The sequence below is a fragment of the Mesorhizobium sp. M5C.F.Ca.ET.164.01.1.1 genome (genome assembly GCF_004792125.1).
In the GTDB taxonomy this organism is placed as follows: domain Bacteria; phylum Pseudomonadota; class Alphaproteobacteria; order Rhizobiales; family Rhizobiaceae; genus Mesorhizobium; species Mesorhizobium wenxiniae.
Window position 1 is genome coordinate 1 of sequence record NZ_SRTG01000004.1, and the last position, 26,709, is coordinate 26,709.

Annotated in this window: 26 protein-coding genes, 1 tRNA gene and 1 riboswitch; of the genes, 7 read left to right on the plus strand and 20 right to left on the minus strand. The window is 65.2% G+C overall.

Annotated features, from left to right (window positions below; all coding sequences use genetic code 11):
- Positions 1–257 precede the first annotated feature (257 nt).
- Complete coding sequence (locus EN807_RS22695; RefSeq protein ID WP_135936753.1) at positions 258–836, minus strand: BA14K family protein; 579 nt, start codon at positions 834–836, stop codon at positions 258–260.
- A gap of 166 nt (positions 837–1,002) precedes the next feature.
- Here EN807_RS22695 and EN807_RS22700 point away from each other — a divergent pair, with 166 nt between their 5' ends.
- Both EN807_RS22700 and EN807_RS22705 read left to right on the plus strand, forming a co-directional pair.
- Positions 1,003–2,115, plus strand: coding sequence for an endonuclease/exonuclease/phosphatase family protein (locus EN807_RS22700; RefSeq protein ID WP_135936754.1), 1,113 nt, complete (start codon positions 1,003–1,005; stop codon positions 2,113–2,115).
- Positions 2,116–2,126: 11 nt separating this feature from the next.
- The gene (locus EN807_RS22705; RefSeq protein WP_135936755.1) at positions 2,127–2,843 is read left to right on the plus strand and encodes a hypothetical protein; all 717 of its coding nucleotides are present in this window, start codon (positions 2,127–2,129) and stop codon (positions 2,841–2,843) included.
- 85 nt (positions 2,844–2,928) lie between these two features.
- Here EN807_RS22705 and EN807_RS22710 read toward each other — a convergent pair whose 3' ends face one another.
- The 4 genes from EN807_RS22710 to EN807_RS22725 all read right to left on the minus strand — a co-directional run bounded on the left by EN807_RS22710 (position 2,929) and on the right by EN807_RS22725 (position 6,514).
- Positions 2,929–3,171, minus strand: a complete 243-nt coding sequence (locus EN807_RS22710) for a hypothetical protein (protein WP_135936756.1) — start codon at positions 3,169–3,171, stop codon at positions 2,929–2,931.
- Positions 3,172–3,289: 118 nt separating this feature from the next.
- Positions 3,290–4,507: an ABC transporter permease gene (locus EN807_RS22715; protein WP_135936757.1), complete on the minus strand. Its 1,218-nt coding sequence runs from the start codon at positions 4,505–4,507 to the stop codon at positions 3,290–3,292.
- 2 nt (positions 4,508–4,509) lie between these two features.
- Positions 4,510–5,217, minus strand: a complete 708-nt coding sequence (locus EN807_RS22720; RefSeq protein WP_135936758.1) for an ABC transporter ATP-binding protein — start codon at positions 5,215–5,217, stop codon at positions 4,510–4,512.
- Between the two features lie 4 nt (positions 5,218–5,221).
- Positions 5,222–6,514, minus strand: a complete 1,293-nt coding sequence (locus EN807_RS22725; RefSeq protein WP_135936759.1) for an efflux RND transporter periplasmic adaptor subunit — start codon at positions 6,512–6,514, stop codon at positions 5,222–5,224.
- A 378-nt stretch (positions 6,515–6,892) separates the two neighbouring features.
- Between EN807_RS22725 and EN807_RS22730 the strand changes: the two genes are divergently transcribed.
- Both EN807_RS22730 and EN807_RS22735 read left to right on the plus strand, forming a co-directional pair.
- Positions 6,893–7,804 (plus strand): PhzF family phenazine biosynthesis protein, encoded by a 912-nt coding sequence (locus tag EN807_RS22730; protein WP_135936760.1) that lies wholly within the window; start codon positions 6,893–6,895, stop codon positions 7,802–7,804.
- A 369-nt stretch (positions 7,805–8,173) separates the two neighbouring features.
- Positions 8,174–8,249 (plus strand) — tRNA-Lys (locus tag EN807_RS22735).
- Between the two features lie 117 nt (positions 8,250–8,366).
- Here the strand turns inward: EN807_RS22735 and cobT are convergent.
- Genes cobT through cbiE form a run of 7 tightly spaced genes read right to left on the minus strand, consistent with a single transcriptional unit; the run spans position 8,367 to position 14,670 of the window.
- Positions 8,367–9,377 carry a nicotinate-nucleotide--dimethylbenzimidazole phosphoribosyltransferase gene (gene cobT / locus EN807_RS22740; protein ID WP_135936761.1) on the minus strand — a complete coding sequence of 337 codons (1,011 nt, stop codon included), beginning with the start codon at positions 9,375–9,377 and terminating at the stop codon, positions 8,367–8,369.
- A gap of 24 nt (positions 9,378–9,401) precedes the next feature.
- On the minus strand, positions 9,402–10,163 hold the full coding sequence (locus EN807_RS22745; protein ID WP_135936762.1) for an adenosylcobinamide-GDP ribazoletransferase: 762 nt from the start codon (positions 10,161–10,163) through the stop codon (positions 9,402–9,404).
- Positions 10,160–11,473 carry a cobyrinate a,c-diamide synthase gene (locus EN807_RS22750; RefSeq protein WP_135936763.1) on the minus strand — a complete coding sequence of 438 codons (1,314 nt, stop codon included), beginning with the start codon at positions 11,471–11,473 and terminating at the stop codon, positions 10,160–10,162. Before EN807_RS22750 ends, EN807_RS22745 begins: the two co-directional genes overlap by 4 nt.
- Entirely contained in the window at positions 11,470–12,288 is an 819-nt protein-coding gene (gene cobA / locus EN807_RS22755) for a uroporphyrinogen-III C-methyltransferase (protein WP_135936764.1), read from the minus strand. Before cobA ends, EN807_RS22750 begins: the two co-directional genes overlap by 4 nt.
- Positions 12,285–13,049, minus strand: a complete 765-nt coding sequence (gene cobM / locus EN807_RS22760) for a precorrin-4 C(11)-methyltransferase (protein WP_135936765.1) — start codon at positions 13,047–13,049, stop codon at positions 12,285–12,287. The genes cobA and cobM overlap by 4 nt, the downstream gene beginning before the upstream one ends.
- Positions 13,046–13,432 (minus strand): cobalamin biosynthesis protein, encoded by a 387-nt coding sequence (locus EN807_RS22765; RefSeq protein ID WP_127317876.1) that lies wholly within the window; start codon positions 13,430–13,432, stop codon positions 13,046–13,048. Before EN807_RS22765 ends, cobM begins: the two co-directional genes overlap by 4 nt.
- A complete protein-coding gene (gene cbiE, locus EN807_RS22770; RefSeq protein WP_135936967.1) occupies positions 13,429–14,670 on the minus strand; it encodes a precorrin-6y C5,15-methyltransferase (decarboxylating) subunit CbiE in 1,242 nt (413 codons plus the stop codon). The genes EN807_RS22765 and cbiE overlap by 4 nt, the downstream gene beginning before the upstream one ends.
- Before the next feature lies 1 nt (position 14,671).
- On the opposite strand from cbiE, the gene EN807_RS22775 reads away from it, so the two are divergent.
- Complete coding sequence (locus tag EN807_RS22775) at positions 14,672–15,454, plus strand: cobalt-precorrin-6A reductase (RefSeq protein ID WP_135936766.1); 783 nt, start codon at positions 14,672–14,674, stop codon at positions 15,452–15,454.
- On the opposite strand, the gene EN807_RS22780 is transcribed toward EN807_RS22775, so the two are convergent.
- The 8 genes from EN807_RS22780 to EN807_RS22815 form a co-directional block, all read right to left on the minus strand.
- On the minus strand, positions 15,418–16,182 hold the full coding sequence (locus EN807_RS22780) for a precorrin-3B C(17)-methyltransferase (protein ID WP_135936767.1): 765 nt from the start codon (positions 16,180–16,182) through the stop codon (positions 15,418–15,420). The genes EN807_RS22775 and EN807_RS22780 overlap by 37 nt on opposite strands.
- Complete coding sequence (locus EN807_RS22785; RefSeq protein WP_135936768.1) at positions 16,179–16,937, minus strand: precorrin-2 C(20)-methyltransferase; 759 nt, start codon at positions 16,935–16,937, stop codon at positions 16,179–16,181. The genes EN807_RS22780 and EN807_RS22785 overlap by 4 nt, the downstream gene beginning before the upstream one ends.
- On the minus strand, positions 16,934–17,566 hold the full coding sequence (locus EN807_RS22790) for a precorrin-8X methylmutase (protein ID WP_135936769.1): 633 nt from the start codon (positions 17,564–17,566) through the stop codon (positions 16,934–16,936). The genes EN807_RS22785 and EN807_RS22790 overlap by 4 nt, the downstream gene beginning before the upstream one ends.
- 2 nt (positions 17,567–17,568) lie before the next feature.
- The gene (cobG, locus tag EN807_RS22795) at positions 17,569–18,924 is read right to left on the minus strand and encodes a precorrin-3B synthase (RefSeq protein ID WP_135936770.1); all 1,356 of its coding nucleotides are present in this window, start codon (positions 18,922–18,924) and stop codon (positions 17,569–17,571) included.
- Positions 18,921–22,475 carry a cobaltochelatase subunit CobN gene (gene cobN, locus EN807_RS22800; RefSeq protein WP_135936771.1) on the minus strand — a complete coding sequence of 1,185 codons (3,555 nt, stop codon included), beginning with the start codon at positions 22,473–22,475 and terminating at the stop codon, positions 18,921–18,923. The genes cobG and cobN overlap by 4 nt, the downstream gene beginning before the upstream one ends.
- A gap of 18 nt (positions 22,476–22,493) precedes the next feature.
- The gene (cobW, locus tag EN807_RS22805) at positions 22,494–23,531 is read right to left on the minus strand and encodes a cobalamin biosynthesis protein CobW (protein WP_135936772.1); all 1,038 of its coding nucleotides are present in this window, start codon (positions 23,529–23,531) and stop codon (positions 22,494–22,496) included.
- Positions 23,528–23,962 carry a DUF1636 family protein gene (locus tag EN807_RS22810; protein WP_135936773.1) on the minus strand — a complete coding sequence of 145 codons (435 nt, stop codon included), beginning with the start codon at positions 23,960–23,962 and terminating at the stop codon, positions 23,528–23,530. Before EN807_RS22810 ends, cobW begins: the two co-directional genes overlap by 4 nt.
- Positions 23,963–24,003: 41 nt before the next feature.
- Positions 24,004–24,206, minus strand: a riboswitch (cobalamin riboswitch).
- A 29-nt stretch (positions 24,207–24,235) separates the two neighbouring features.
- Entirely contained in the window at positions 24,236–25,435 is a 1,200-nt protein-coding gene (locus EN807_RS22815; protein ID WP_135936774.1) for a winged helix-turn-helix domain-containing protein, read from the minus strand.
- A 335-nt stretch (positions 25,436–25,770) separates the two neighbouring features.
- Here EN807_RS22815 and EN807_RS22820 point away from each other — a divergent pair, with 335 nt between their 5' ends.
- A complete protein-coding gene (locus tag EN807_RS22820) occupies positions 25,771–26,136 on the plus strand; it encodes an NADH-quinone oxidoreductase subunit A (protein WP_023798850.1) in 366 nt (121 codons plus the stop codon).
- On the plus strand, positions 26,127–26,708 hold the full coding sequence (locus tag EN807_RS22825; protein WP_023798851.1) for an NADH-quinone oxidoreductase subunit B: 582 nt from the start codon (positions 26,127–26,129) through the stop codon (positions 26,706–26,708). Before EN807_RS22820 ends, EN807_RS22825 begins: the two co-directional genes overlap by 10 nt.
- Position 26,709: the final 1 nt, after the last annotated feature.

Genomic DNA, 26,709 nt, shown 5'->3' on the forward strand with positions numbered 1-26,709 from the left:
GTGATGCCGGTCAGGATCGTCGCGCCCTTGAAGACGCGCTGCCTGCGTTTGTCCCTGTTTTCGTCTTCAGCCATCGCGCGCCAATCCCCGGCGATCGTCGCATTTCATGTGGTGCGATCGGCAAGATAATTAGGCCCGCCTGATAAACATAGCGTTATCATCGCTCAGAAAAGGGCGGCAGAACTTCAGACGAAGTGGGCCAAATGAAAAACAGCGCCGCGAGCGCGACGCCGTCTGGAGTTCATCAGTCGCTCCGCTCAGCTGTAAGGCGACCAGCACTGCCGGCGCGGACCGCCATAGGGCTGGAATGTGTTGTCCCAGGCGCGATACGACCGATAGCGGTCGTAGCACCAGCGGACATGGGCGCTGGAAAGCCTTTGTGTGCGATACTGACGCCGAGGCGGGTAATAGCCCGGCTCATAGTAGCTCGGCCCGCTATAATAGTTGTAGGCGGGCAGCCCGAGGCCGAGGCCGAAAAAGATCGCGGAATCGTTGAAATGACGGCGATGATGACGACGGTGGCGCCAGCGCCAGCCATCGTCGCGATCACGCCATCTCCAGGTTTCGTCGCGACCGTGCCATCTCCGATGATCGCCGCCGCCCCGCCACTCCCGGGTGCCGTGCCGGTTGCGCCAGCGCCATTCGCTCTGCATCCACCTGTCGTTGCCGCCGGCCCAACTCTCGCGGACTGGCACAATGTCGGGGGCGACGGCGTTGGCCGGCACCGGAAGGACAGGTTTGGCAATTGGGCCGGCAACCGAGGGAGCCGTCAGGCCGGCCAGAAGACCCAGCGCCAGAAGCCCGGATCTGACAGAAAGAGAAAAGAGCGGTCTCATTGCACTCTCCAAGAGATTTCAGGCCCCACGCCCGGAATACCCCGAGGAAGAATGTCATTCATGGAACTTCGCGCCTGAACGGAGGATGAACGGAAAGGTTTCGTCAACCATGACGGGCAGGGCAGGCCCTTGTTTTCGGGTGCGCTTGTGGGCAAAGGTCACCGCCATGCCGCTGCGCCTCGCCACCTTCAATGTCGAAAACCTGATGAACAGGTTCGATTTTTCCGGATACCGCAACCAGCTCAACGAAGATCGCACGCTGGCGCTCTTCGACATCCAGAGCGAGGCCGAATACAAGATGCTGGAGCAGGCGCGGGCGATTGCGCAATCCGACGATACGCGCCAGCTGACGGCACTGGCCATTGCGGCTACCCGTGCCGACATCATCTGCATGCAGGAGGTCGACAATATCGAGGCGCTGAAGGCTTTCGAATACGGTTATCTGTTCAAGATGGTCGGGCATGGCTACCGCCAGAAATACACCACCGCCGGCAACGATTCGCGCGGCATCGACGTCGCCGTAATGATGCGCAACGAGACTGCGCAGGGCCAGCCGATCGAATTCGTGCGCATGACAAGCCACGCCTATGTCACGTTCGAACAATTCGGCCTGCACACGCCGGAACTGGCAGCGCTTGGGCATCAGGCCAACCAGCGCATCTTCCGGCGCGACTGCCTGGAGATCGACCTGACCGTCGGTGGTGTGCCGCTGACGCTTTATCTGGTGCACTTCAAGTCGATGGGCTCGCCCCGCAACGGTCTCGACGGGCGCCAGGCGACAATGCCGCTGCGCATCGCCGAGGCGCAAGCGGTGCGCCGGATCATCGAGGAGCGTTTCGGTGGGGATCACGCCGCCGACAAGTACTGGGCGATCTGCGGCGACATGAACGATTATCGGCAGCGCGTGAAGATCTCCGGCGACGCCTTTGACGGCTACCGCTTCGAGGTGATCGATGAGAGCCAGTCCTGCCTCAACGTGCTCACCGCCGGCGGCTTTTGCGAGAATGCGGTCGAGCGGCGCCCGGAGATGGATCGTTGGACCTTATACCATACGCGCGGACCGCAAGAGCGGCATCTGTGCCAGCTCGACTACATCCTGTTGTCGAAGGCCCTGGCAGCCAAGAACGCGACGGCCGTTCCCGACATCATCCGCAACGGCCAGCCCTGGCGCACGATCTTTCCGGCGGGCCAGGAGGTGGACCGCTTTCCGCGTGCCGGCTGGGATCGGCCGAAAGCGTCGGATCATTGTCCGGTGGCGATCACCCTTGAAATGGCCTGAGGATCGCTCCGTTGAGCTTCGACCTGCCGCGCAACATCATCCTGCCGGTCGACGCCGTCGACGTCAGGCTCGACCCCGGCCCGCATCCGTTCGAACGCGATAATGCGCAAGCGATCACCGAGAATTGGCGGCGCGAGACCGCAGCCAATCCGGCGTTGTTCGACGGCACCGTGGTGCTGCTTTCGGCGCTCAGCTATCGCCATAACAGCCTCGTGGGCCGCTGCCATGCGGTGCGCTACTCGACCTTCATGCTTTGGCGCGGCAACCGGCAGGTGGCTGGGGCCGAGCACGCCTATGCCCATGCCATGCTGGTCGCCGGCGACAATGCGCTGGTAGCGATCCGCATGGCGACGCACACGGTCAACGCCGGCCGCGTCTACTTCGCCGCCGGCTCGTTCGAGCCAACCGATTTCCGCGACGGCCTTGTCGATGTCGACTTCAACATGATCCGCGAGGTGCGGGAGGAAACCGGCCTCGACCTTGCCGGCGCGACACGCGGCAGGCGCTACTATGCCCTGTCGACGGCAACCGGTACGGTGATCTTTCGCCGCTATCGCGAGACGGCATCCGCCGACGAGGTCGCGCAGCGCATCAGTGCCTTTGTCGCCGCCGAGGCAGAGCCGGAAATCGACGGGCCTGTTATCATCCGCAATGCCGATGACCTGCCGGACGGGCTGATGCCGCATATGAAGCCACTGATCGAGTGGCATTTTGCCGGCAAGGACTGACGCATCGGCCCGAAATCGGAAAGCACGATGCAAAGATTCAGAGTGTTAGAGCGTACTTTGTGCGTCAAAGTGGACGCACGTCGCTCTAACGGCGCATTTTGTTTTCGATGGCTTTGCGGTCGTTGCGGGCGGCGACGAAAAACAGCATGACGCCGATACCCAGCAGCGCACCCATCGCCGTTCCCATCGTCTGACCGACAACCTGCTGGAAATCGGCGGTGACATGATCGGGGTTGGCCATGCCATAGCTGGCCAAGTACCCCCAAAGGCCCGCCAATGCGGCCTCGATGATCACCGTCACCAAAATCACACGCTCTTTCTTGCTCATCCCACTATTCCCCCCATATCCCCAAGGCGATTGCTATCACCGCGAATTATTTCGCGATAGGGGGAGGGCAGCGTCAAAATTTTGGGGGACATCTGAACGCGGCGCGCGCTCCGCCGCGCTATTCATGCCTCAGCGCGTCGATCGGATCGAGCCGCGCGCCACGCAGCGCCGGGAAGAAACCGAACACCATGCCGATCAGCGCCGAGAAACCGACGGCGAGCAGGATTACCGCCGGGCTTGGCGCAAACGGGATCGCCAGCGTCAGCGAGGCGACGCCGGCCAGCGCCAGGCCGATCAGGATGCCGATGATGCCGCCGAGCAGCGACAGCACGGTCGCCTCGACCAGGAACTGGATGAGGATGTGCTTTTCATGCGCGCCGATGGCCAGCCGGATGCCAATCTCGCGGGTGCGCTCGGTGACCGACACCAGCATGATGTTCATGATGCCGATGCCGCCGACCAACAGGCTGACGCCGGCGACCGCACCCAGCATGCCAGTCATCGTCATGGTGGCGCTCGCCATGGCGTCGGCGATCTGGGTCATGTCGCGGATGGAGAAATCGTCCTCGCGATCGGGCGTGATGCGGCGTGTGTCGCGCAAGATGTCCTCGACGCGCGGCAGCAGCTCGGTCGTCGGCATCCGGTCGTCGGCGGCGACGTAAATCGAGTCGATGTCGCGGTTGCCGGCGATGCGGCGCTGATAGGCGGCGAGCGGCATCAACACGACATTGTCCTGGTCCTGGCCGAAGCCGGTATAGCCCTTCGGCTCGAGCAGGCCGATGATCTTGCAGGATGTGCGATTGACGCGAATGATCTCGCCTTCGGGGTCGCCTGCGCCGAAAAACTGCTGGCGCACCGTTTCGCCGATCAGGCAGACGCCGGTGCCCGAGCGGATTTCCGAATCGCTGAACGGGCGGCCCGAAACCAGCTTCCAGTCGCGCGCGTCGAGATAGGCGCTGTCGGTGCCGGTGACACCCGACGTCAGGCTCTCGGTGCCGAAGATGACGCGGACCTGCTTTTGCGAGGCGGGCGAGATGGCGCGGGCGCCGCTCAGGTGTGCGACGAGCGCGGCAAGTTCTTTGCTGCCGAGCGGACGTGTGGCCTGGTCGAGCCCTCCCGGTCCACCGGGCCCGGCCGGGCGGCCGGGACGGACGACAAGCAGATTGCTGCCGAGCTTGGAGATATCGGCCTTTACCTTTTCGGTGGTGCCCGAGCCGATCGTGAGCATGGCGATGACGGCGGCGACGCCGATGACGATGCCGAGCAGCGTCAGGAACGAGCGCAGCACGTTGCGGCGGACCGACAGCAGCGAGAGGCGGACAGTTTCCCAGATCACGGTCACACCACCTCAAGGTTCATGGTGTCGGATGCGACATGTCCGTCGAGGAAGCGGATTGTGCGCTCGGCATAACCGGCGACATCAGCCTCGTGCGTGACCATGGCGATGGTGAGGCCAAGCTCGGTGTTCAGCCTGGTCAAGAGTTCCATGATCTCGTGGGTGCGGGCGGTGTCGAGATTGCCGGTCGGTTCGTCGGCGACGAGCAGGGTCGGCCTGGTGACAATGGCGCGCGCGATCGCCACGCGCTGCTGCTGGCCGCCGGAAAGCTCGGCCGGCGTGTGGTGCTCGCGGCCGACAAGGCCGACCTCGGCCAGCGCTTTCATTGCGAGGTCATGACGCTCGCGGGCGGCAACGCCGCGATAGATCAGCGGCAATTCGACATTCTCCACCGCCGTGGTGCGCGGCAGGAGATTGTAGCCCTGAAAGACGAAGCCGACATAGAGGTTGCGCAGCATGGCGCGGCGGTTGCGGTCGAGACGGCCAGCATCGATGCCCATGAAGCTGTAGGTTCCGGCCGTCGGCGTGTCGAGGCAGCCGATGATGTTCATCGCCGTCGACTTGCCGGAGCCGGACGGTCCCATGATGGCGACGAATTCGCTGCTGCGGATAGCAAGGTCGACACCAGCCAGCGCATGGACCGTGGCCTCGCCCTGGCCATAGCTTTTCCAGACCTTGTCGAAGGTGATGAGGGTCGCGCCCGCCGCCACTGTCTCAGCTCCGCTGCTGCGCGGCGGTGATGACTTGCGCACCTTCTTCGAGACCGGAGGTGATCTCGGTCAGTTCGCCATCGGTGGAGCCGACCTTGACGTTGACTGGCCGAGGCCGGCCGTTCTCCAGCACGTAGAGCGTGCGCGAGCCGTCGGTAGGCTGCGCCGTCGCCTGGCGCTGGCGGTTGCCGCCTGGACGGCCCATGCGGCCCGTGAACAGGTCGCTCAGGCTCCACGCGCGGGCGGCTGTTTGCGCCGGCCGATAGCGAAAGGCGATGGCCGGCACCGTGAGCACGCCCTTGGCCTGCCTGGTGACGACCGAAACGGTGGCAGTCATGCCGGGCCGCAACAGAAGCTCGTTGTTGTCGACCTCGAACCGCGCGTCGTAGGTGACGACGCCGTCAGTGGTGACCGAGGCATAGGAAATGTCGCGGATTTCGGCATCGAACGGCCGTTCCGGAAAGGCGTCGACGGTGAAGCGCGCATGCTGGCCGGGCTTGACCGCGCCGATGTCGGCCTCGTCGACCGCTGCCTTCAGCTCCATGTTTCTGAGGTCGGCGGCGATGACGAACAACACCGGCGCCTGCAGCGAGGAGGCAACCGTCTGGCCGGGATCGACCGAGCGCGTCAGAACGATGCCGTCGATGGGCGCATAGATGGTGCTCTTGGCGAAGTCCGTCTGCTGCGCCTTGAGATCGGCATTGGCGATGGCAAGACTGGCTTTGGCGCTGTCGAGCGCTGCCTTGGAGCGGTCGCGCGTCGCGGTCGCCGCTTCAAGCGACTGGTCCGTCGCCATGCCGCGCTTGGTGAGTGCCGCCGCGCGCACAAGCGCCCTTTCGTTTTCGGTGAGCGTTACGGTGGCGGTCTCGACATTGGCGGCCGCCGCCTTGGCGGAAGCCTCGGCGCGCTCGATCTGCACCTCCAGCTTGGCCGTGTCGAGCGCAGCCAGCACATCGCCCTTCTTCACCTGCTGGTTCTCGTTGACCGCGACCGAGTGGACGACGCCGGACAGTTCGCTCGAAATGTCGACCTGGGTGAGGGACTGCAGCGTGCCGGTCGCCGATACCTCGACCGTGAGATCGGCGACAGCGGCCGGCGCCGTGGTATAGTCGATCCTGGCGGGGGACGCGGCGTACCATTGGTAGCCGGCGAGGCTTGCGGCGATGACGACCAGCATAAGCAGGCCATAAAGCCAGCCGCGACGCCGTTTCTTCTTCAGACCCAGGCGATCAAGCCCGAGTGCCGTCTCTATGTCGGAAGTGGATTCCGTCTTTGGCAGATTGACAATCTGGTCCACGCCGGACCCCTATGAACAATGGTAATCCCATCAGTGCACAGATCAGGCCGAATGGTTCAAATATCAAATTAAATTTCGCCCATGTTAGGTCGTGGACTCATGAATATGATCCAAATGGCGCCTGAAAGGGCAAGAAGATGCGAGGAGAATTGCGAAGGTCTGGGTCTTTCCCCCGGCCGAGCGGTTCGACGACACAGCTTGCAGCCGTTTCGGCGTCCGGAGGATGTGGTCCATCTGCCCGGCTACTTTGTTGCGAAGGGCTTGAAAGCCGAATGGCTTCCTTCGCCTTCGCTCCGCGTATCCGAACAGATGGCCTCACACCATTTCGACCGTATTCATGAGTCCGCGACCTAGATTGAAGGCAGAAGGCTTTCTACAATGCTGACCCGGAACTACTTACTGTACGACGTGTTCACGACCGAGCGGCTGGCCGGCAATCCGCTGGCCGTCGTGCTTGACAGCAAGGGGCTGGACACGACCGCGATGCAGGCCATCGCACGCGAGTTCAACCTGTCGGAAACCGTTTTCGTGCTGCCGCCTGACAATCCCAAGCACCGCGCCCGCATCCGCATCTTCACGCCCGATTATGAGATGCCGTTCGCTGGCCATCCGACTGTCGGTTCCGCGATCGCGCTTGCCGAAATAGCTGGCGATGGCGACACCGCCGGCATCTTCGTCCTGGAGGAGAATATCGGCCCGGTGCGCTGCGCCGTCAGCAAGCACGAGGGCGCCACCTTTGCCGAGTTCGACTTGGCCAAACTGCCGGAGCCACTGGAACTGTCCGCCGACCCGGAGGCGATCGGCGCAGCACTTGGGCTGGGGCCACACGAAGTCGGCTTCGAGAATCACCGCGTCTCGTTCTGGTCGGCCGGTGTGCCCTATGTGACCGTTCCGGTCGCCGATCTGGAGGCCGCCGCCCGGATACGGCTGGATAACCAGGCGTGGTCGGAATTGGCCCCCCGCAAGAGCGAGTGGGCCCTCGCCAGCCCGTATGTCTACTGCCGCGAGACGGTGAACCACGACAGCGCCTTCCATGTCCGCATGATGGTGCCCGGCAGTCCCTCCTATGAAGATCCGGCGACCGGTTCGGCGGCGGCCGCCTTCGCCGGCGCGATCATGCATTTCGACGGCCCGCGAGACGGGGTCTCGCGACTGTGGATCGAGCAAGGGCTTGAGATGGGCCGGCCTTCGCGCATTCGCCTCGAACTGAATGTCGAAGGCGGCAAACTCGCCGCCGCCCGCATCGGCGGCCATGCGGTAAAAGTGGCGGAAGGCAAGCTGTTTGTCTGACATACCATGCTCCGTATCCTAGAGCGTAGCAGGAGCGAAGCGACGTCGCGGCGACCCTCGGATCCATGCCGTAACCGAGCGGCAGTGCTCCGGCGGTGCGAGCTAGGTTTCCATGCAGCCGTCCGTCTTGTGAAGCGGTGGGCTCTCACATCGAAACCGTGCAGCTCTTGTGCGCATGAGAGCCTTGTACACCGCCGCATTTTTGGCGACTGTTACGGCATGGATCCTAGGATCTCTGCTCCGCTTCGCGTTCGCTCCGCCCTAGGATGACGAAACCCGGCGCGAATTGTCGGGAAATGAATCCGGCAGGGCTGGACATGGCGGATGGCGGCGGCTATATGCCCGCCGACGCTGGTTTTACCGGCGAGTGGGTGCGTAGCTCAGTTGGTAGAGCAGCTGACTCTTAATCAGCGGGTCACAGGTTCGATCCCTGTCGCACCCACCAAAGATTTCAAAGACTTAGGTGGCAAGACCCTGAGAACGGGGCGAGAATGTGAGACTGAAAATCTCAGTCTCACGCCCCTGTATCGAGCCGTGTCGACTCTCATGAGTTTGCGAGCATTTACTTCTCCGACACCCCAGCCTCGGCGAAGCTTGCCATGCGGGCATGGCATTCCAGCGCCGAACGGACGATGTTGACGGCGAGGCATGCGCCGGAGCCTTCGCCGAGCCGCATGCCGAGGTCGAGCAGCGGCGGCAGGCCGAGTGCCTCGAGCAGCCGGCGATGGCCGGATTCGGCAGAGACATGGGCGGCAAGCGTGTGGGCGAGGCCGGCGGGATGCAATTTTGCCAGCGGTGCTGCGGCGGCGGTGCAGACGAAGCCGTCGAGCAGCACAGGTAGGCCTAAATGGCGTGCGGCCAAGGTCGCACCGAAAATGGCGGCGAGTTCGCGCCCGCCAAGGGCGGCCGCGACCGTCAGCGGGTCGGCAAGGGCCTCGGCGTGGCGCTTTAGGCCGGCCTCGATGGCTGTGATCTTGCGCACCAGGCCGGCATCGTCGACGCCGGTGCCGCGCCCGGTCCATTTTTCTGCGCCGCCGCCGAACAGGGCGGCCGAGATGGCCGCGGCCGGCGTAGTGTTGCCGATGCCCATTTCGCCGAAGCAGACCAGGTCGAGGTCGTTCGTCACCGCACTGTGACCGGCCGAGACGGCGGCGAGGAAGGCTTCGTCGTCCATCGCCGGCACCTGCGTGAAATCGCTGGTCGGACGATCCAGGTCGAGCGGAATGACGTCGAGTTCGGCACCGGCGATGCGGGCGATCTGGTTGATGGCGGCACCGCCGCCGGCGAAATTCGCCACCATCTGCACGGTGACCTCCGACGGGAAGGCGGACACGCCCTGTGCGGTGACGCCGTGATTGCCGGCAAAGACGAAGACTTTGACGCGGCCGAGCTTGGGCATGTCGCGGCCCTGCCAGCGCGCAAGCCAGGCCGCTATGGTTTCCAGCCGGCCGAGACTGCCTTGCGGCTTGGTCAACGTGTCCTGGCGGCGGGCGACAGCATTTGCCGCGGCGTCGCTGCCGGCAGGCAGATCGAGGCAGGCCGCGCGCAATTCTTCAAGCGATTTGAAAGGCATGGGGGCAAAGTCTCCGAAACAGAGTCAGGAAAGGGAAACGGAAGCGACGAGCAGGATTGCGATCTCGCCAAGCTGCTGCAGGGCGCCGACCGTGTCGCCGGTCTGGCCGCCGATCTGGTTGAGGCACAGCGCACGGAAGGCGGCAAATAACAGGCCGAGCAGGATGAGCGCGGCGACCGCGCTACCGAACCCAAGCGCCAGTAGCGCGAATGCACCAAGCCCGGCGCCGGCAATGGCCGTTTCGGCCGACACGGTGCCTGCATCGGCCGAGAGGCCGTCGCTGCGAGCCGGCGGCAACAGATGCATGAACGCGCCGAGCGGGCCGCGCGAAGCGGCATGTGCGGCAATCAGAGCGAAGAGGACACGCGCGGGATCGCCCAACTCGGTGAGCACATTCCAGCGGATCAGCAGCGAGAGGCCGAGCGCGCAAGCGCCATAGGCGCCGATGCGGCTGTCACGCATGATCTCCAGTTTCCTGTCGCGTGTCTTGCCGCCGCCAAAGCCGTCGGCGACATCCGAAAGCGCGTCTTCATGCAGGCAGCCAGTGGCGAGCAAGGTCGTAGCAAGGGTCAACGCGGCGGCTGAACCTCCGGTAAGGCCGAGCCTTGTGCCGAGGGCGTAGACCAGCGCACCGACAATAGCGACCGCCAGGCCCGCGACGGGGGCGGCCCAGATCGCAGCGGCAAGGCTGCGGCCACGAAAGTCGAAGGCCGGCAGCGGCAACCGGGTGAAGAAGACGAGGCAAAGCGCGACGTCTCCGAGGATCTGCCGTTGCGTGGCGTTCATGCGCCCCTCGCAATGGCATGGAAGAATGTGCCGCTGACATGGCCGCGCCGGTAGCCTGAGCCGCCGAGCGGATTGCCTTGCCCGTCGGCGAGGTCGGCCAGCGGTTCGTCATTGCCGGTGGCAATCATCTGCGCATAGTGGAATTCGTGGCCACGGATCAGCGTGCCCTGGGGTCCCAGTGGACAATCGGCGCGCAGCCGCGCCTCGCGGTAGCCGAGATTCATCTTTCGCTTGGCAAAGCTGGTCGAGTGACCGAGCAGGCCGAGCATCCCGTGCGTCTCTCCCGATGCGTCCTCCAGCGCTTCGCCGAGCACCATGAAGCCGCCGCATTCGCCATGCACCGGCCGTGTTGCCGAAAAGGCCTTCATGCCGGCCCTGAAATTTGCAGCCGCTGCGAGGCGGCCGGCGTGAAGCTCGGGATAGCCGCCGGGCAGCCAGCAGACATCGCAATTATCGCTGGGCGCCTCGTCGGCGAGTGGCGAGAAGGGGATGATTTCCGCCCCAGCCTTGCGCCAACGCATCGCGACATGCGGATAGAGGAAAGTGAAGGCGGCATCCTCGGCCAGCGCGATGCGCTGGCCGGGCGGCGGCAACGCATCGCCGAAATTGCCGGGAGCGGGCGCGAATGGCGCCGCCAGTGCAATGATGGCGTCGAGGTCGAGCGACCGTTCGACCATGTCGGCCAGCCGATCGAGATGGGCCATCAAATTCTCATATTCGCCGGCCTGGACGAGGCCGAGATGGCGCTCCGGCAGGTTGAGCGAGGGATCACGCAGGATCGCGCCGACGACAGGCAGGCCGAGCGCCTCGATGGCATCGCTGCAAAGCCGGCGGTGCCGCTCGCTGCCCAACCGGTTGAGCACGACGCCGGCCATACGCACATCGGGATCATATGTAGCAAAACCCTTGGCGACGGCCGCCGCCGTGGTCGACTGCCCGGAAACGTCGAGCACCAGCAGCACCGGCAGGTCGTAAAGCCGGGCAAGATCTGCGGCCGAGCCGGTGCGGCCTGGAGCAGCGGGAATCCCGTCGAACAAGCCCATCGCGCTTTCCAGGAAGATGAAATCGGCATCTTCAGTTGCGTCACCGGCTAGCGCGTTGAGCAGAGCGGGCGGCATTGCCCAACTGTCGAGATTGACTCCAGAAAGGCCTGTCGCGGCGGTGTGGAAACCGGGGTCGATATAGTCGGGGCCGGACTTGGCGCCACGCACTTTCAGGCCGCGCCTGGCGAGCGCGCGCAGGATGCCGATGGTGACGCTGGTCTTGCCCGAACCCGAGCGCGGGGCGCCGATGATGATCGCGCGGGTCATGGTTCGCCCGCCAATGCCGCTCGCATCGCGACGATGCCGCCGACGACGATCAGCGCCGGTGAGGTCAACCCGCCGGCAGCCGCCGCCTCGGCGATGGTGGCGAGCGTGGCGACGACGATGCGCTCCTGCGGCGTCGTCGCGGCAACGATCACCGCCGCCGGCGTCGATGGCGCCAGCCCGCCCTCGAGCAGCGAGGCTGATATCAGCGGCAGGTTGGCCATGCCCATGTAGACGACAACCGGCTGGCCGGTGCGGGCGATTGCCGCCCAGTCGAGATCGTCATCGGTGCCGGCGGCGTGGCCGGTGGCCAGGATCACCGCCTTGTTGATGCCGCGCATGGTGGCCGGGATGCCGGCTCCGGCCAGCGCGCTGAGACCTGAAGTGAGGCCGGACAGGACGCGGAAGGGAATGCCTTCCCGCGCGAGCGCCAGCGCCTCTTCGCCGCCGCGACCAAAAATATAGGGGTCGCCGCCTTTCAGCCTGACGACGCGGCGGCCTTCTCGCGCCAGCCGGACCAGCAAAGCGGTGATGTCATCCTGTTTCATCGACGGCTGACCGCCGCGCTTGCCGACGTAGAAAAGCTCGACACTCGCCGCCACCGCTACGACATCGGGAGACACCAGAGCGTCGTAGACGAGGGCATCGCACTGCCCAAGTGCCGCCAACACTTCCAGCGTCAGGCCGCCGGGATCGCCGGGGCCGGCGCCGGCCAGCCAGACATGGCCCGGCTCCAGCTGGCGCGGTTTGAAGTTCAGCCGGGCCAAAGCCTGTTCGATTGTGGTGTTTCCACCTCTGTTTCCGGTGCCGTCGTTCACAGTCCGTCCCGTCCGCGAAAACGCCGCTGGTAGTGGGCGTCGTAAAGGGAACTCTCGCCAAAGCCTTCAGCCGCCAGTGAGCGGCCGACGAAGATGATTGCCGTTCGTTCCATTGGATCGGCGGCCAATTGCGCCTCGATGGTGGCCAGCGTGCCGGTCAGCACGCGCTCGTCCGGCCAGGAAGCACGGAAGACGACCGCAACCGGGCAGTCGGCGCCATAGAATGGCGTCAGCTCGGCGACGATCCGGTCGATGGCGTGGATGGCAAGATGAATGGCCAGCGTCGCGCCGGTGCGGCCGAAGCCGGCCAGCGTCTCGCCGGGCGGCATTTTCGAGGCACGACCGGAGATGCGGGTCAGCACCAGGCTTTGTGCGATTTCGGGAATGGTCAGCTCGCGGCGAAGCGCTGCCGCTGCGGCTGCGAAAGAGGGCACGCCCGGCGTCAGCGTATAGGCGATGCCGTGCTTTTCCAGCCGGCGGATCTGCTCGGCGACGGCGCTCCACACCGAGAGATCGCCGGAATGCAGGCGGGCGACGTCGTGGCCGGCCTGGTGGGCCGCCACATATTCAGCTTCGATCTCGTCGAGTGACATCGGCGCGGTGTCGATCAGCTTCGTGCCGGGCGCGCAGTGCTGCAACAGTTCCGGCGCGACGATCGAGCCGGCATAGAGGCAGACCGGGCAGCTTGCCAGCAGCCGGCTGCCGCGCAACGTGATGAGGTCGGCCGCGCCCGGCCCGGCGCCGATGAAGTGGACAGTCATGCCGCGTCTCCGCTGATGGCGATGGCGCAGGTGACCGGGCCGAGCACGGTGCGCGGCGCAAGCAGTTTTGCGCCTTTCCCGGCAGCGGCAAGCGCGGAGGCTTCGGAAACCGACGGCGTGCCGGCGCGCTCCTGTGTTAGGCTCGAGTGGCTGATGACGCGCGACGACGCAGCCTTGAGCGCATCGTCCTCGACAACGATTACCGGTAGGGCGAGTTCGCGCCCCGCGGAGAAGATTGCCTGCTCGTCCTGCTTCAGAGAGGCGGTGGCGAGCGCCGAAATCGCCGTCATCGCCAGCCCATGCGCTTCCAGCGCGGTTTCTATGGCCGCAAGCACATCCATTGCGCTGACGCCCTTGCGGCTGCCGATGCCCGCGACCATCATGGTTTGACCCAGCTCCATTGGGTGACCGGCATGGCCGGCCGCCAGGCCTGCATCGAGCCGACCGGCGAAGCACGGGATATAGCGATGCGGGTGAGATCGCCACCGAGCGCAGCGTGACGGGCGAGAAGCAGCGTCTCCATCTCCAGCGTCACCGCATTGGCGACCAGCCGGCCGCCAACACGCAGGGCCTTGATGGCCGCGCCCAGCACGCCGGTATCGCTGCCGCCGCCGCCGATGAAGATCGCGTCGGGCGTGCCTAGCCTGGCAAGCGCCTTCGGTGCCGAGCCTTCGACCACGACAAGGCCGGGCACGCCACAGTGTGAAGCGTTGCGGCGGATGCGGGCGGCGCGGGTTGGATCGGCTTCGATAGCAATGGCGCGCGTAGAGGGATCAGTGAGCATCCATTCGATGCCGATCGAACCCGAGCCGGCGCCGATGTCCCACAGCAATTCGCCGCGCCTGGGGGCGAGGGCGGACAGGGTGATGGCGCGCACCTCGCGCTTGGTGATCTGGCCGTCATGCTCGAACAAATGATCGCCAAGGCCTGACGTCAACGGCAGGATGCGTGCTTCTGAAGTCGATCCAACTTCGATTGCCAGCACGTTGAGCGGGTTGATCTTTTCGAGGTCGAAGGCGTCCGCGCGCGTCGAACGCAGCCTTTCGTTCGGGCCGCCCAGCGCCTCCAGAACCGTCAAACGCGAGGCGCCGAAGTCGAGTTCGGTCAGCAGCCCCGCAATCGCCGCCGGCGCGTCGCCGTCCGAGGTCAGCGCGAGGATGCGGCTGCCGGGGTGCAGGAGCGGCCGGATCAGGTCGAGCGGGCGGCCGTGCAGCGAAATGGTCTCGATATCCTGCAGCGCCCAGCCGAGGCGGGCGGCGGCCAGCGACATGGCCGAGGGAGCAGGGATGACGCGCATCTCCTCCGCCGCCACCTTGCGGGTGAGGGTGACGCCGACACCATGGAAGAACGGATCGCCGGAGGCCAGCACGCAGACCTTTTTGCCCGCAAGTGCCAGCACGTCGCACATCTTGGCATCGAAAGGGGTTGGCCAGGCGCGTGCTTCGCCCTTGGCGAGTGACGCGACAAGGGCAAGGTGACGCGTGCCGCCGAGGACGAATTCAGCCTCGGCTATCAACCGCTTGGCCTCGTCGCCGAGACCCGCTACACCGTCCTCGCCGATGCCGACGATTGTTAGCCATCTTGAGTTGGGCTTGGCGCCGTGCGGACCCTCAGCAGGCATGATGACCCACCGCATTCTGATCCTCGGCGGAACCACCGAAGCCCGGCAACTGGCGGGAAAGCTGGTCGCGCGCACCGATGTGACGCTCACGCTGTCGCTGGCCGGCCGCACCGAAAATCCCTGCGCGCAAGACGTGCCCACCCGTACGGGTGGTTTCGGTGGTGCCGCCGGGCTGGCGGCATATCTGCGCGAGACCCACATCGACCTGCTGATCGACGCCACGCATCCCTATGCGGCGCAAATCTCCGCCAATGCCGCGGAAGCGGCGCATGAGGCCGGCATGCCGATCATTGCGCTCAGGCGCCCGGGCTGGGAGCCTGCCGAAGGCGACCGGTGGACGCTGGTCGACAGTGTTGCCAGCGCGGTGACGGCGCTGGGGTCGGCTCCACGCCACGTTTTCCTGGCGCTCGGGCGACAGGAGGTCGCCGCTTTTGAGGCCGCACCCCAACATCACTATCTTATCCGCAGCGTCGATCCGGTCGAGCCAAGGCTCGCTGTGCCCGATGCGACCTATCTCTTGGCGCGCGGGCCGTTCCGGGAACCCGACGAACGTGCACTGCTTCTGGAACACCGCATCGACGTCGTCGTTTCCAAGAACAGCGGCGGCGAGGCGACCTACGGCAAGATATCCGCAGCACGGGAGCTTGGCATCGAGGTAGTCATGATCCGCAGGCCGGCACTGCCAGACGTTACGTCGGCTGAGACTATCGAAGCTCTTGCCGAAATGGTCGATCATTTTCTGGTCAGTCATTTTCTTGGGCCCGCCGCCGAACGCGGCGTGTAGACCAGCGCCGGTTTTTCGCCGCGCTTGATGATCCTGGTTTCCGGCGAGCCGATGATGATGCAGGTCGCCATGTCGGCCTTTTCCGCATCGGCTTCCGCCAGCAAAAACACCTCGATGCGCTCGTCGGGACGGCCGGCGGCACGGCCGAAGACGACCGGCGTGGTGCCGGGCAGGATCGCCGTGAGGCATTCGAAGGCGCGGCCAAGCTGCCAGGCGCGCGCCTTGCTGATCGGATTGTAGAGCGCAATGACGAAGCCGGCGCCCGCCGCCGCCAACAGCCGCAGCTCGATCAGGTCCCAGGGTTTTAGATTGTCGGACAACGAGATGGCGCAGAAATCATGGCCGAGCGGTGCGCCGATGCGGGCAGCGACCGCGAGCATGGCGGTGATGCCCGGCAGCATCGCGACGTCAACGGCACGCCATTCGGCTGGGCCGGCCTCGATCGCCTCGCAGACGGCCGCTGCCATGGCAAAGACGCCGGGGTCGCCGCCCGAGACGACGGCGACAGCGTGGCCCTGCGCAGCCCTTACCAGCGCGTCCTTGGCGCGGGACAGCTCCTCGCGATTGTCCGAGGCGACGCGGGTCTGGTCGGGGCGCAGATCGAGCCGGTCGAGATAGGGCTTGTAGCCGTAGAAGAATTTTGCCTCGGCGACGGCGCGGCTTGCCTCCGGCGTCACCTGGTCGGCATTGCCTGGTCCGAGGCCGATGACGGTCAGGCGGCCGCTCATGTTTCGGCTCCCGATGCGGCGGGCCGGCCTGACCAGCCGGCCACCAGCACGATGGCGAAGTAGGGCGCCTTGTCGTCCTGCTTGTCGGCCAGCCGCATCGAAACGCCGCCCGGCATGGTGCCGCGCTCGACATAGACGGCACGCGCCAGCTTGTCGGTCGCTTCCAGTGCACGCCTGATCTTGGGCAGGTTACGGCCGACCTTCATGATGACGGCGGCATCGGTGTCGGCGAGGCGGCGGGTCAGCTCGAATTCGCTCATCGTGCCCGGCAGCACGGTCAATACATCGTCGCCCTGGACGATCGGCGTTCCGGTCGCCGACCAGCAGCCGGACATGGCGGTGACGCCGGGAATGACCTCGGTCGGGAAGCGGTGTGCCAGCCTGACATGCAGATGCATGTAGGAGCCGTAGAACAGCGGGTCGCCTTCCGAAAGCACCGCGACCATTCTGCCGGCGCTGAGGTGCTCGGCGATTTTTTCGGCCGACTCTTCGTAGAAATCCGTTATTTGCAACCGATAGTCGCTGTGCTCCTTGTCGATTTCGGTGGTCACGGGATAGAGCAGCGGCAACTCTATCAAATCGGGGCGAAAATGCGCGCCGACGATGGCGCGCGCATTGCTGTTGTTGCCGCGCTTGGCGAAATGCGCGACCACGTCGGCTTCGGCCAGCGCGCGCACGGCCTTGAGCGTCAGCAGTTCGGGGTCGCCGGGACCGGTGCCGACGCCGACAAGCCTGCCTTTTGCAATCGCGTTCACAGACCTGGCCTCGCCAGTGCGTTGAGTGCGGCGGCCGTCATGGCGCTGCCGCCAAGCCTGCCGCGCACGATCGCGTAGGGCACGCCGTAGGAATTCTCGGCCAGCGCATCCTTCGATTCGGCAGCACCGACGAAACCGACCGGCATGCCGATAATAACAGCCGGTTTCGGCGCGCCGTCGCGCAACCTTTCCAGCAGGTAGAAAAGTGCTGTCGGCGCATTGCCGATGGCGACGACCGAACCGGCCATGCGTTCGCCCCACAGGTCTATGGCTGCAGCGGAGCGGGTGTTGCCGATCTTTTCTGCGACGTCAGACGTTTGCGGGTCGCGCAGCGTGCAGATCACCTCGTTACCGGCCGGCAACCGGGCGCGGGTGACACCGTGCGAGACCATCTCGGCGTCGCAGAAGATCGGCGCGCCGGCCGCCAGAGCCGTGCGCGCGGCGGCAACAAAATCCTCCGAAAAAACGAAATGCCTGGCAGCCTCGACCTGGCCGCAGGCATGGATCATGCGGATGGCGACATCGGCCTCGGCAGCGGAAAAGCGCGACAGGTCGGCCTCGGCGCGAATGATGGCGAAGGAGCGCTCATAGATCGCCGTGCCGTCATGGATGTAGTCATAGGCGGGCATGTTCATTCCTGTCGATAGAGTTCGCCGACACCGGCCGCCCCAAGCCTTGTCAGGCAGGCGGCGGCGGTTTCGCCTCGAAATCGTGTGCGGCGGATCGCTGCGGCAACGCGGTCAACGCCGCGCGCGGCGTCATAGCCTGGCCTGTATCCGGCAGGAAGGGCCTTTGCCGTCCCGTCCACGACAAGACCGGCTCCGTTTTCGCCGCCGACCAGCGTCAGCGCCGCCGGGCCGGGATGCGCGCAGCCCTTGGCGCAGCCTGAAATATGAAGCGTGAGCGAGGAATCGAGGATGTCGCGGTTTTCCGCAGCGATGGTCTCGGCGATGTCGCGCGTCGCGATCCAGCCGGAGGCGCAGGCCGGCGCACCGGGGCAAGCGGCGATCCTGGTGCGCGGATCAGCAGCGTCGGTGACGAAGCCCAGGGTGGCGGCGGTTTGCTGGAGCGAGCGGCAGGCGGTCGGCGAAAGGCCGATAAAAACCAGCGCGCGGCCCGGCGCCAGGCGGATTTCGGTTGCGCCGAGGGTGAAGGCCCTTTGCGTGAGCTCGATGAGTTTTTGCGCGGGTATGCTGCCGAAGGGCAGGCCGATGCCGAGGGCGATGCCATCTGTTAGGTCGAAAACGCCAATGGGGAAGCTAGCCGGCACAGGAAGGCGCTCCACGGCGCCCCCCTCTGTCCTGCCGGAGGGGGGCGCGAAAAGATGCCAGCTTGCGAGAGATCTTAATTGCCGCTCCGTCAAATCCCTTGCGTGGGCTTCGCGGCCTTTTTCAGCAACCATCCGTAGAATAGCGACGGCGATATTACGGGCCGCATCTTCATCGACCATGACGAGTAGCGTCGCAGTCTGACCGTCGCCGGCGACAGCCACCTGCCACTGCGTTCCCGCATCGGTCCGCATTGCAGCCAGCCTGACGTCGGCCGTAACCGCATCCATTTTCAGCCGCCCGCCACCGTCGACGATTACGGAAACCTTCGGACCAAGGCGCTGTGCCAGCCCAGAATCATCGATTGCCGCCCGAATCTGCTCCGCCAGCGGGCGCGGGTCAGCAACTTCCTCCGGATCCAGCCCTGCCAGCGGGCCAGTCTCGACCGGGACGCCGGTGCGCACGGCGATGCCGAGAGCGTCGACCTCCGCCGCAAGCAGCCTTGCGCTGCCGGGTGTCAGGCCGCGTATCTGCAGGCTGCCACGTGCGGTCACCTCCATGATGCCGTTGCCATGCCGCAAGGCAGATTCACCGAGTCCGATCAAGGACTTCGGCGAGAGTCCTCCGGCGACCGGATTGAGCCGCACCAGACGCCCGTCGCCGGTCTGCATCGGCGCCGACAAAGCGGGGCAGGCACCGCGACGTGAGAAGGCGTTCATGCAGCCACCCCCAGCGCCTGGGCCTCGGCGATCAGTGCGGCGAGATCGTCATCGATGGAATTGCGCAGCGGATGCCAGAGACCGCGCCGCCGCGCCGACAGAAACCGCTCGGCGATCACCTTCGCGGCGGAAGGGTTCTCGCGCAGGATGAAGGCGCGAACCACGGGATCGCCGAGATAGGCGTCGTGCACGACCTCGATCAGCGAGCCCGATATGGCATGGGTGGTCTCAGCGAAGCCGACCAGCCGGTCGACCGTCTCGGCGAATTCCGAAGCACCGCGCGGCCCGTGCCGCATCTGGCCGGCGATGAAGCGCGGATTGACGGCACGGGCGCGAACTACCCGAGATACCGCTTCTCCAACCGAACGCGGCTTCGGCTTTTGCGGATCCGTGGTGTCGAGGACGATGACGTCGGCATTCTTGCCGAGTGCCGCAAGCGCCGCCGAAAAACCGCCGATGAAGGCGACGTCGGCCGAGCCTTCGAGGATATCGCGGCCGGGATCATCTCCCGTATGGACGAGAAGGTCGGCCTCGGCGACACGATCCTCGAACGCGCCGGGCGCCGAGATACCTTCGCCGTCGGCGCCGCCATAGGCATGCGAGGTGGCGTCGAGATAGGCGCGACCGATCTCTTCGCGCGCGGCCCAGTCGCCGCTCGACAGCAAATCCTCGCCGCCGGCGCCGTAGGTGCCTGGCGAGGTGCCGAAAATGCGTGGGCTGATCTTCCCGTCTGCGCGGGTCCTTGCTGCGAGCGGGTTTTCCGACGCGTCCTCGTCGCGGGCGGCGACGGCATTGGCGGCGGCATCGATCAGGGCGATCTGGGTCGGGAACATATCACGAAACAGGCCTGATATGCGCCAGGTGACATCGACGCGCGGGCGGCCAAGCGTTGCCGGCGGCAGCACCTCGATGCCGGTAACGCGGCCGGTGGCGGAATCCCATTGCGGCCGGCAGCCCATCAGCGCCAGGCCTTGCGCGATCTCCTCGCCGCCGGTGCGCAGCGAGGCCGAGCCCCAGAGGTCGATGACCAGCGAGCGCGGCCAGTCGCCATGCGATTGCATGTAGCTGCGCAAGACCTCGTCGGATGCCGCCCTGCCGAGATCGAAGGATGTCGGCGTCGGCATGGCGCGTGGATCTGATGTGAACAGGTTGCGGCCGGTCGGCAGCACATCGCGCCGGCCACGCGCCGGTGCCCCGGCCGGACCGGCAGCGACATGGCGGCCGTCGAGCACTGCGATGAGTGCCGCCTTCTCGGCCGCCGCACTTTGCTCGCGCAGCGGATCGGTCTCACCCTCGGCTGAGCGGCCATAGATGTGAAGGCCGTCCTTGATGGCAAAATGCTTGAGGTCGCAGAGCCAGGCGTCGATGCGGCGCAGCGCCTCGTCGGGCGCGTCGGTTCCGGCGACGCCGGCTTCGGAGGCGAGGCCGGTCTTTTGTGCGGTTTCGACGATCAGCTTCGCCAGGCGATCGCGGCGGCGGCGGTCGAGCCCGTCGGCCTGGGCATATTCGTCGACCAGCCGTTCAAGCTGGTGCTGGTTCTCATCGAGCCCGGCGCCGGTCAGCGGCGGCGGTAAATGGCCTAGGGTGACGGCGGCAATGCGCCGCTTGGCCTGCGCTGCCTCTCCCGGATTGGAGACGATGAAGGGATAGATGACGGGCAGGGGGCCAGTCACGATCTCGGGAAAACAGCTTTCGCTAAGCGCAACGGTCTTGCCGGGCAGCCATTCCAGCGTGCCGTGTGCGCCGACATGGACGAGGGCATGGACGCCGACTGTCTTGCGCAGCCAGAGGCCGAAGGCGATCAGCGCATGACGCGGCGGCAATGTCGGGTCGTGGTAGTCGGCGCGGCGGTCGAGTGAGCGCCCACGGTCAGGCGCAAGCGCCACGGTGATGTTGCCGAAGCTGGCGGCGCGGAAGGGGAAATTCGCGGTGGTGGGCGCTTGAACACCCCCCTCTGTCCTGCCGGACATGTCCGGCAGGACAGAGGGGGGCGACTCCCGCGAACCTGGCTCATCTGCCGCATTCCCCCATGCGGCCGTCACGGCAGCTATTGCCTCAGCCGGCAATTCCGTCGAAAGGTCGAGATAGTGCCCTAGTCCCAATCCACCTTCGCTGCGCTCCAGTTCATCCAGCAACGCACGCGGCGTTTGCGGAATCGCTTCAACGGCGTAGCCCTGTTCGCTCAGGTCGTGCAGCATCGCCAGCACGCTGGACGGCACGTCGAGGCCGACGGCGTAGCCGGTGCGGCCGGGTGCGCTCGGATAGTCGGGGATCAGGATGGCGAGCTTGCGCTCCGCACGCGGCGTCTGCTGCAGGCGGATGAAGGCTTCGACACGGTTCGCCACCTGCGCGACGCGGTCTGGCTCTGGGCGGTTGGCGAAGGCGCGGAAGGCCAATGCCGGGTCGGTTTCGCTTTCGCCCTTGAAGGAAATGGCGCCGGCGAGGATGCGGCCGTCGAGTTCGGGCAGGACGACATGCATGGAGAGGTCGGCGGGCGCCAAGCCGCGCTGATTGTTTTGCCAGATGTCACGGCGTGTCGTCGCCACGATGACCTGGAACACCGGCACCCCGGCGCGGTCGAACAGGGTTTCGACGCCGGGCTCGGCGCCGGAGGCGAAAGCCGTCGCGGTGATGATCGCGGCAGGGTTCAGCGCCGCGAGCGCGGTTTCGACGAAGGCGAGCGATGCTGGGTCCTTGAGGCTGGAGACGAAGATGGGGACGGGGGCCATTCCGCGCGCGCTCAGCGCCTCAAAAAGAGCGTCGATGGGCGCGACATCGGCGGCGAGCAGCATTGAGCGATAGAACAGGATGGGGATGACAGGCGCGGCGTATCCCTCCCCCTCAAGGGGAGTGTGGCCCGCAGGGCCGGGTGGGGTCGTTGCGGCAGTGCGCGACGTTTCTTTCTGTCGAAGCGCTTCAGGGTGTCGGCGCACTTCAGAGAGGACCCCACCCCCGGCCTGCGGCCGGACCCTCCCCTCAAGGGAGAGGGGGACGACACCGCGTCCCGGCTGATAGTAGCCCGCCTTCGGCACGCTGACCGGCTCCACGACCGCCAAGTCCGATCCCGCCAGCCGGGCCAGCCTCTGCACCAGCGCCGTCATATTCTCCGGGCCGCCCTCGCGAAAATAATCGAGCAGACCGTCGAGCTCTTCGCGGGGCAGCGTCGAGCATTCGATCAGCCGCAGATCCTCGTCGTGGCTCTCGCCGGGCAGCAGCGCCAACTTTATGCCGCGTGCGCGGGCGGTCGAGGCGAGCTGGTCACAGCCATAGCGCCACCAGTCATAACCGCCCAGAATGCGGACCAAAACGACCCTAGCGTGCCGAGCGACGCTGTCGATCCAGAGGTCGACGGACATGGGATGGCGCAGGTCGCGTAAAGCCGCAAGGCGCATCGACGGCAAGCGATCCGCGTCCGCCTTCCACGCTGCCGCCAGCCCGGCCAGATCGCTGTCGGTGAAGGACAAGGCCACGACATCCGCAGGCGTCTGCCTGAGATCAACAGGCTCGGCGAGATCGTCGAGCGAGGCGGATGTTGTGGTGAGGATGTGCATCGCGGCTCGTGCCTGAGGTCAGCCGGCGAGGATACGCTCGATTGCCGGGCGGTTCAGCCCTTTCAGGCCGATGATGACGAGGCGCGAGCGGCGGTCGTCTTCAGCGGTCCAGGCGCGGTCGTAATAGTGATTGACGCGCGGCCCCACAGCCTGCAGCAAGAGCCGCATCGGCTTGCCGCCGACTTCGACGAAACCCTTGACGCGCAGCACGTTTTCTTGCTCCGCCACCGTGGCGACGCGCAAAGCCAGCTCATCGGGGTTGGACACGGACGCGATGTCGATGACGAAGGAATCGAAGTCGTCATGCTCGTGGTCGAGCTCTTCGTCGTGATGGGTCTTGCGGTTCTCGATATCATCCTCGACGGCAAGGCCGAGGCCGAGCAGCACAGACGGATCGACCTTACCTTGCGAGGTCGGCACGATCTTGACGGCGCGCGCGGCGTGCTCGCCGATGATGGCATTGGCGCGGGCCGAACCGGCGGCGTCCATCAAGTCGCTCTTCGACAATATGATCAGGTCGGCGCAAGCGAGCTGGTCCTCGAACACCTCCTCGACCGGGTCGTCGTGGTCGAGCGTCTCGTCCTGCGCGCGCTGCGCCTGCAGGGCGTCCATGTCGTTGGCGACGCGGCCATCAGCTAGCGCCGGTCCGTCGACCACGGCAATGACGCCGTCGACTGTCACCCGGCTCTTCACCGATGGCCACTGAAAGGCCTGGACCAGCGGCTTGGGCAGGGCCAGCCCAGAGGTTTCGATCAGGATATGGTCGACCCTCGGCGTCAGCGACAGGATTTGGTCGAGCGCCGGCACAAAATCATCGGCGACGGTGCAGCAGATGCAGCCATTGGCCAGCTCGACGATATTCTCCTCGGGGCAGGTATCGATGCCGCATCCCTTGAGGATCTCGCCGTCGATGCCGATGTCGCCGAACTCGTTGACGATGATGGCCAGCCGCTTGCCCCCGGCGTTTTCGAGCAGATGGCGGATCAGCGTCGTCTTGCCGGCGCCGAGGAAGCCGGTGACGACGGTGCAGGGCACGCGGGAGATGGAAGCGGTCATATCTGATCCTTCAAAAGGTCGAGGGGAGGAATGCGGGCGACGAGGCCGCGCTTCAGGCAATCGGGGCGGCCGCGCCATGGAATGAGGCCGTCCGTCGAAGTGGCGAAGAGCATTGCGCCAGCGACGAGATCGGCGCCGCTTGTCGTGGTCAGGTCGCCGAAGACATAGCTCCAGCAGCCGTCGCGCAGGATCGCGGCGCTCAGCCGGCGCTTGCAGTTGCCGAGGCATTCGACGCTGCGGATACGGATATTTTCGCCGGAAGCTGCGCGGCGCGTGTCTTCGGCCAGCAGTTCGCCGGCGCGGGGATGGGCGTCGGAGCCGGTCTCATCGCGGCAGGAGGCGCAGACGATCACGGTGACGCCGGCCAAGCCATCGCTATCGCCGTACGAATTGTCCGCTGTGCCAGCCGAAAAACTGCTGTTGTGGTCCAAAAAATCAGGCTCCTTGCCCGGAAAACCCGCCAGGCGATCGGATCTCTTCAGTCCCAGACGGCAGGTCTCCTGGCTCGCGGGTCATCGCCTTGGTGCCGCCTTCCCGGGAACATCCCAGTGGTTTCGGCCTTGGCTCGTCGCTCACAGTTGCGGGGACAGCCGCGGATTTGAAATCGAATTTCGCACCGCATTCCCTCTTGGCTCCTCCCTTTGCCGAGAGGAGACCGTCTAAAGCGGATTTAGGCTTGTGCAGGCAGTCGTGTCAACGCACGTCTAGGATGCGGCAATGTTGGCGAGAGCCGAACCCAGATCGCCGGCCGGCGTCACCTCGATGCATTCCAGCCCGAGCCAACCCTGCGTCAGCTTCAACTCCTCGAAGAGTTCGGCGGCGGTTTGCGGCGGGGCGCCGGGCTCGGCATAGGCGGCATGGACGCGCAGCACGCCGGCGGGGCGGTCGGCCTTGAGGTCGATGCGCGCCACGATCCTTTCGCCGAGCAGGAACGGCAGCACATAATAGCCATATTGGCGCTTTTCGGCAGGGGTGTAGATCTCGATGCGATAGCGGAAGTCGAACAGTCTTTCCGTGCGCGCCCGCTCGAAGACGACGGGATCGAACGGAGCGAGCAGCGTACGCGCCTTGATCTTACGCGGAAAACGGGCGTCCTTGTAAAGATAGGCAGGCTTGTCCCAGCCTTCGACGCGTACGGGCAAAAGATCGCCGGCGTCGACCAGTTCCTCAATCCGGCCCTTGATGTCGGCTGGAGAGAGGCGGAAATAATCGCGCAGGTCGCCCGCCGTCGCGACCCCGTGGGCGCGGGCGGAAATGCGCAGCAATTCGCGGTGCGCATCCTCAGGGGAGGGCACTGGCAGGGCAAGTATCGCAGGCGGCAGCACGCGCTCCGGCAGATCGTAGAGCCGCTCGAAGCCACGACGCGACGCCGTGGTGATGCGGCCGGCCCAGAACAGCCATTCGAAAGCGTGCTTTGCATCGCTCCAGCCCCACCAGCCGCCCGAGCCTTTCTGGCCTTCTAGGGCGGAAGCGGCGATCGGGCCGCGTTGAACGACCTCGCGATAGATGTCTTCGATGTAGGTGGCGCGTTCGCGGCCCCACTTGGCCAGCCCGTTATACATTTCCTCCCCGCGCGCGGCCCGCTCCATGCGCCAGCGCATCAGTGGATAGGTCTCGACCGGCAGAAAGGAGGCCTCGTGCGCCCAATATTCGAAGACTTTGCGCTTGCGCGTCACGGCGGCGTTGTCGAGCAGCGCAAGCGGGTAGGGGCCAAGCCGCGAATAGAGCGGCATATAATGGGCGCGCACCACCGCACTGACGGAATCGATCTGCAGCAGGCCGGTACGGCCAAGCACACGGGCCAGATGGCGGCGATCAGGCGTGCTGTTAGGGCGAGGATCGGCAAACCCCTGTGCGGCAAGCGCGATGCGCCGGGCCATGGCGAGCGAGATTTTTTCCTTCATGCAGACGGCACTCTGTTGGCGTTCGGCCAAAGGTTGGGACGATGATTCCGCGCCATGCTAGCAGGGTTTTGGCGGCATCACTGTCAGGAGATAAAAGTGGAGTAAAAAGTGAAGGAAATCAAACAGGAGCGGATCGGACCAGTTTATCCGGATATCCGTCCAGCACCCGTGTTTTGAACAAGGTTTGACTTGCTTCGCCGAAAGCGCTGCGCTAACCCTCGCCGCATTGCAGCATAGAGCCTCCTAAAACGGTTCAGTGGTTAAACTGTCACGCTTCCGCAAGTGGGTCCGGTGCTGTAATCAGAGTGGATTGGCCGCCAACGGAAAGCTGCAGCATGAACGCATTGTTGAGTTCGTACCTGCCCATCGTCCTGTTCATCGGCGTGGCGCTGGTCGTGGGCCTGGCGCTGCTTGCCGCGCCCTTCCTGGTGGCCTACCGCAACCCAGATCCGGAAAAGCTTTCAGCCTATGAATGCGGCTTCAACTCGTTCGACGACGCCCGCATGAAGTTCGACATCCGCTTCTATCTGGTGTCGATCCTGTTCATCATCTTCGATCTGGAAGTGGCCTTCCTGTTTCCGTGGGCCGTGTCTTTCAGCCAGATCGGCATGCTCGGATTCTGGTCGATGATGGTGTTTCTCGCGGTGCTGACCATCGGCTTTGCCTATGAATGGAAGAAAGGAGCGCTGGAATGGGATTGAGCGACAATTCCGGCACGCTCGTCGCGCCGAAGCCGAAGGGCATTCTCGACCCCAGCACCGGAAAGCCGGTGGGGGCGAATGATCCATTCTTCCTCGAGATCAACGACGAACTGGCCGACAAGGGTTTTCTCGTCACCTCCACCGAGGCGCTGATCACCTGGGCCCGCAGCGGCTCGCTGATGTTCATGACCTTTGGTCTCGCCTGTTGCGCGGTCGAAATGATCCACACCTCGATGCCGCGCTATGACTCGGAGAGGTTCGGTGTTGCTCCTCGCGCGTCTCCGCGCCAGTCCGACATCATGATCGTCGCCGGCACGCTGACCAACAAGATGGCGCCGGCGCTGCGCAAGGTCTACGACCAGATGCCCGAGCCGCGCTACGTCATCTCGATGGGCTCCTGCGCCAATGGCGGCGGCTACTATCACTATTCCTATTCGGTGGTGCGCGGCTGCGATCGCGTCGTGCCCGTCGACATCTATGTGCCCGGCTGTCCGCCGAGTGCGGAAGCGCTGCTCTACGGCATCCTTCTGTTGCAAAAGAAGATCCGCCGCACCGGCACGATCGAGCGGTGAG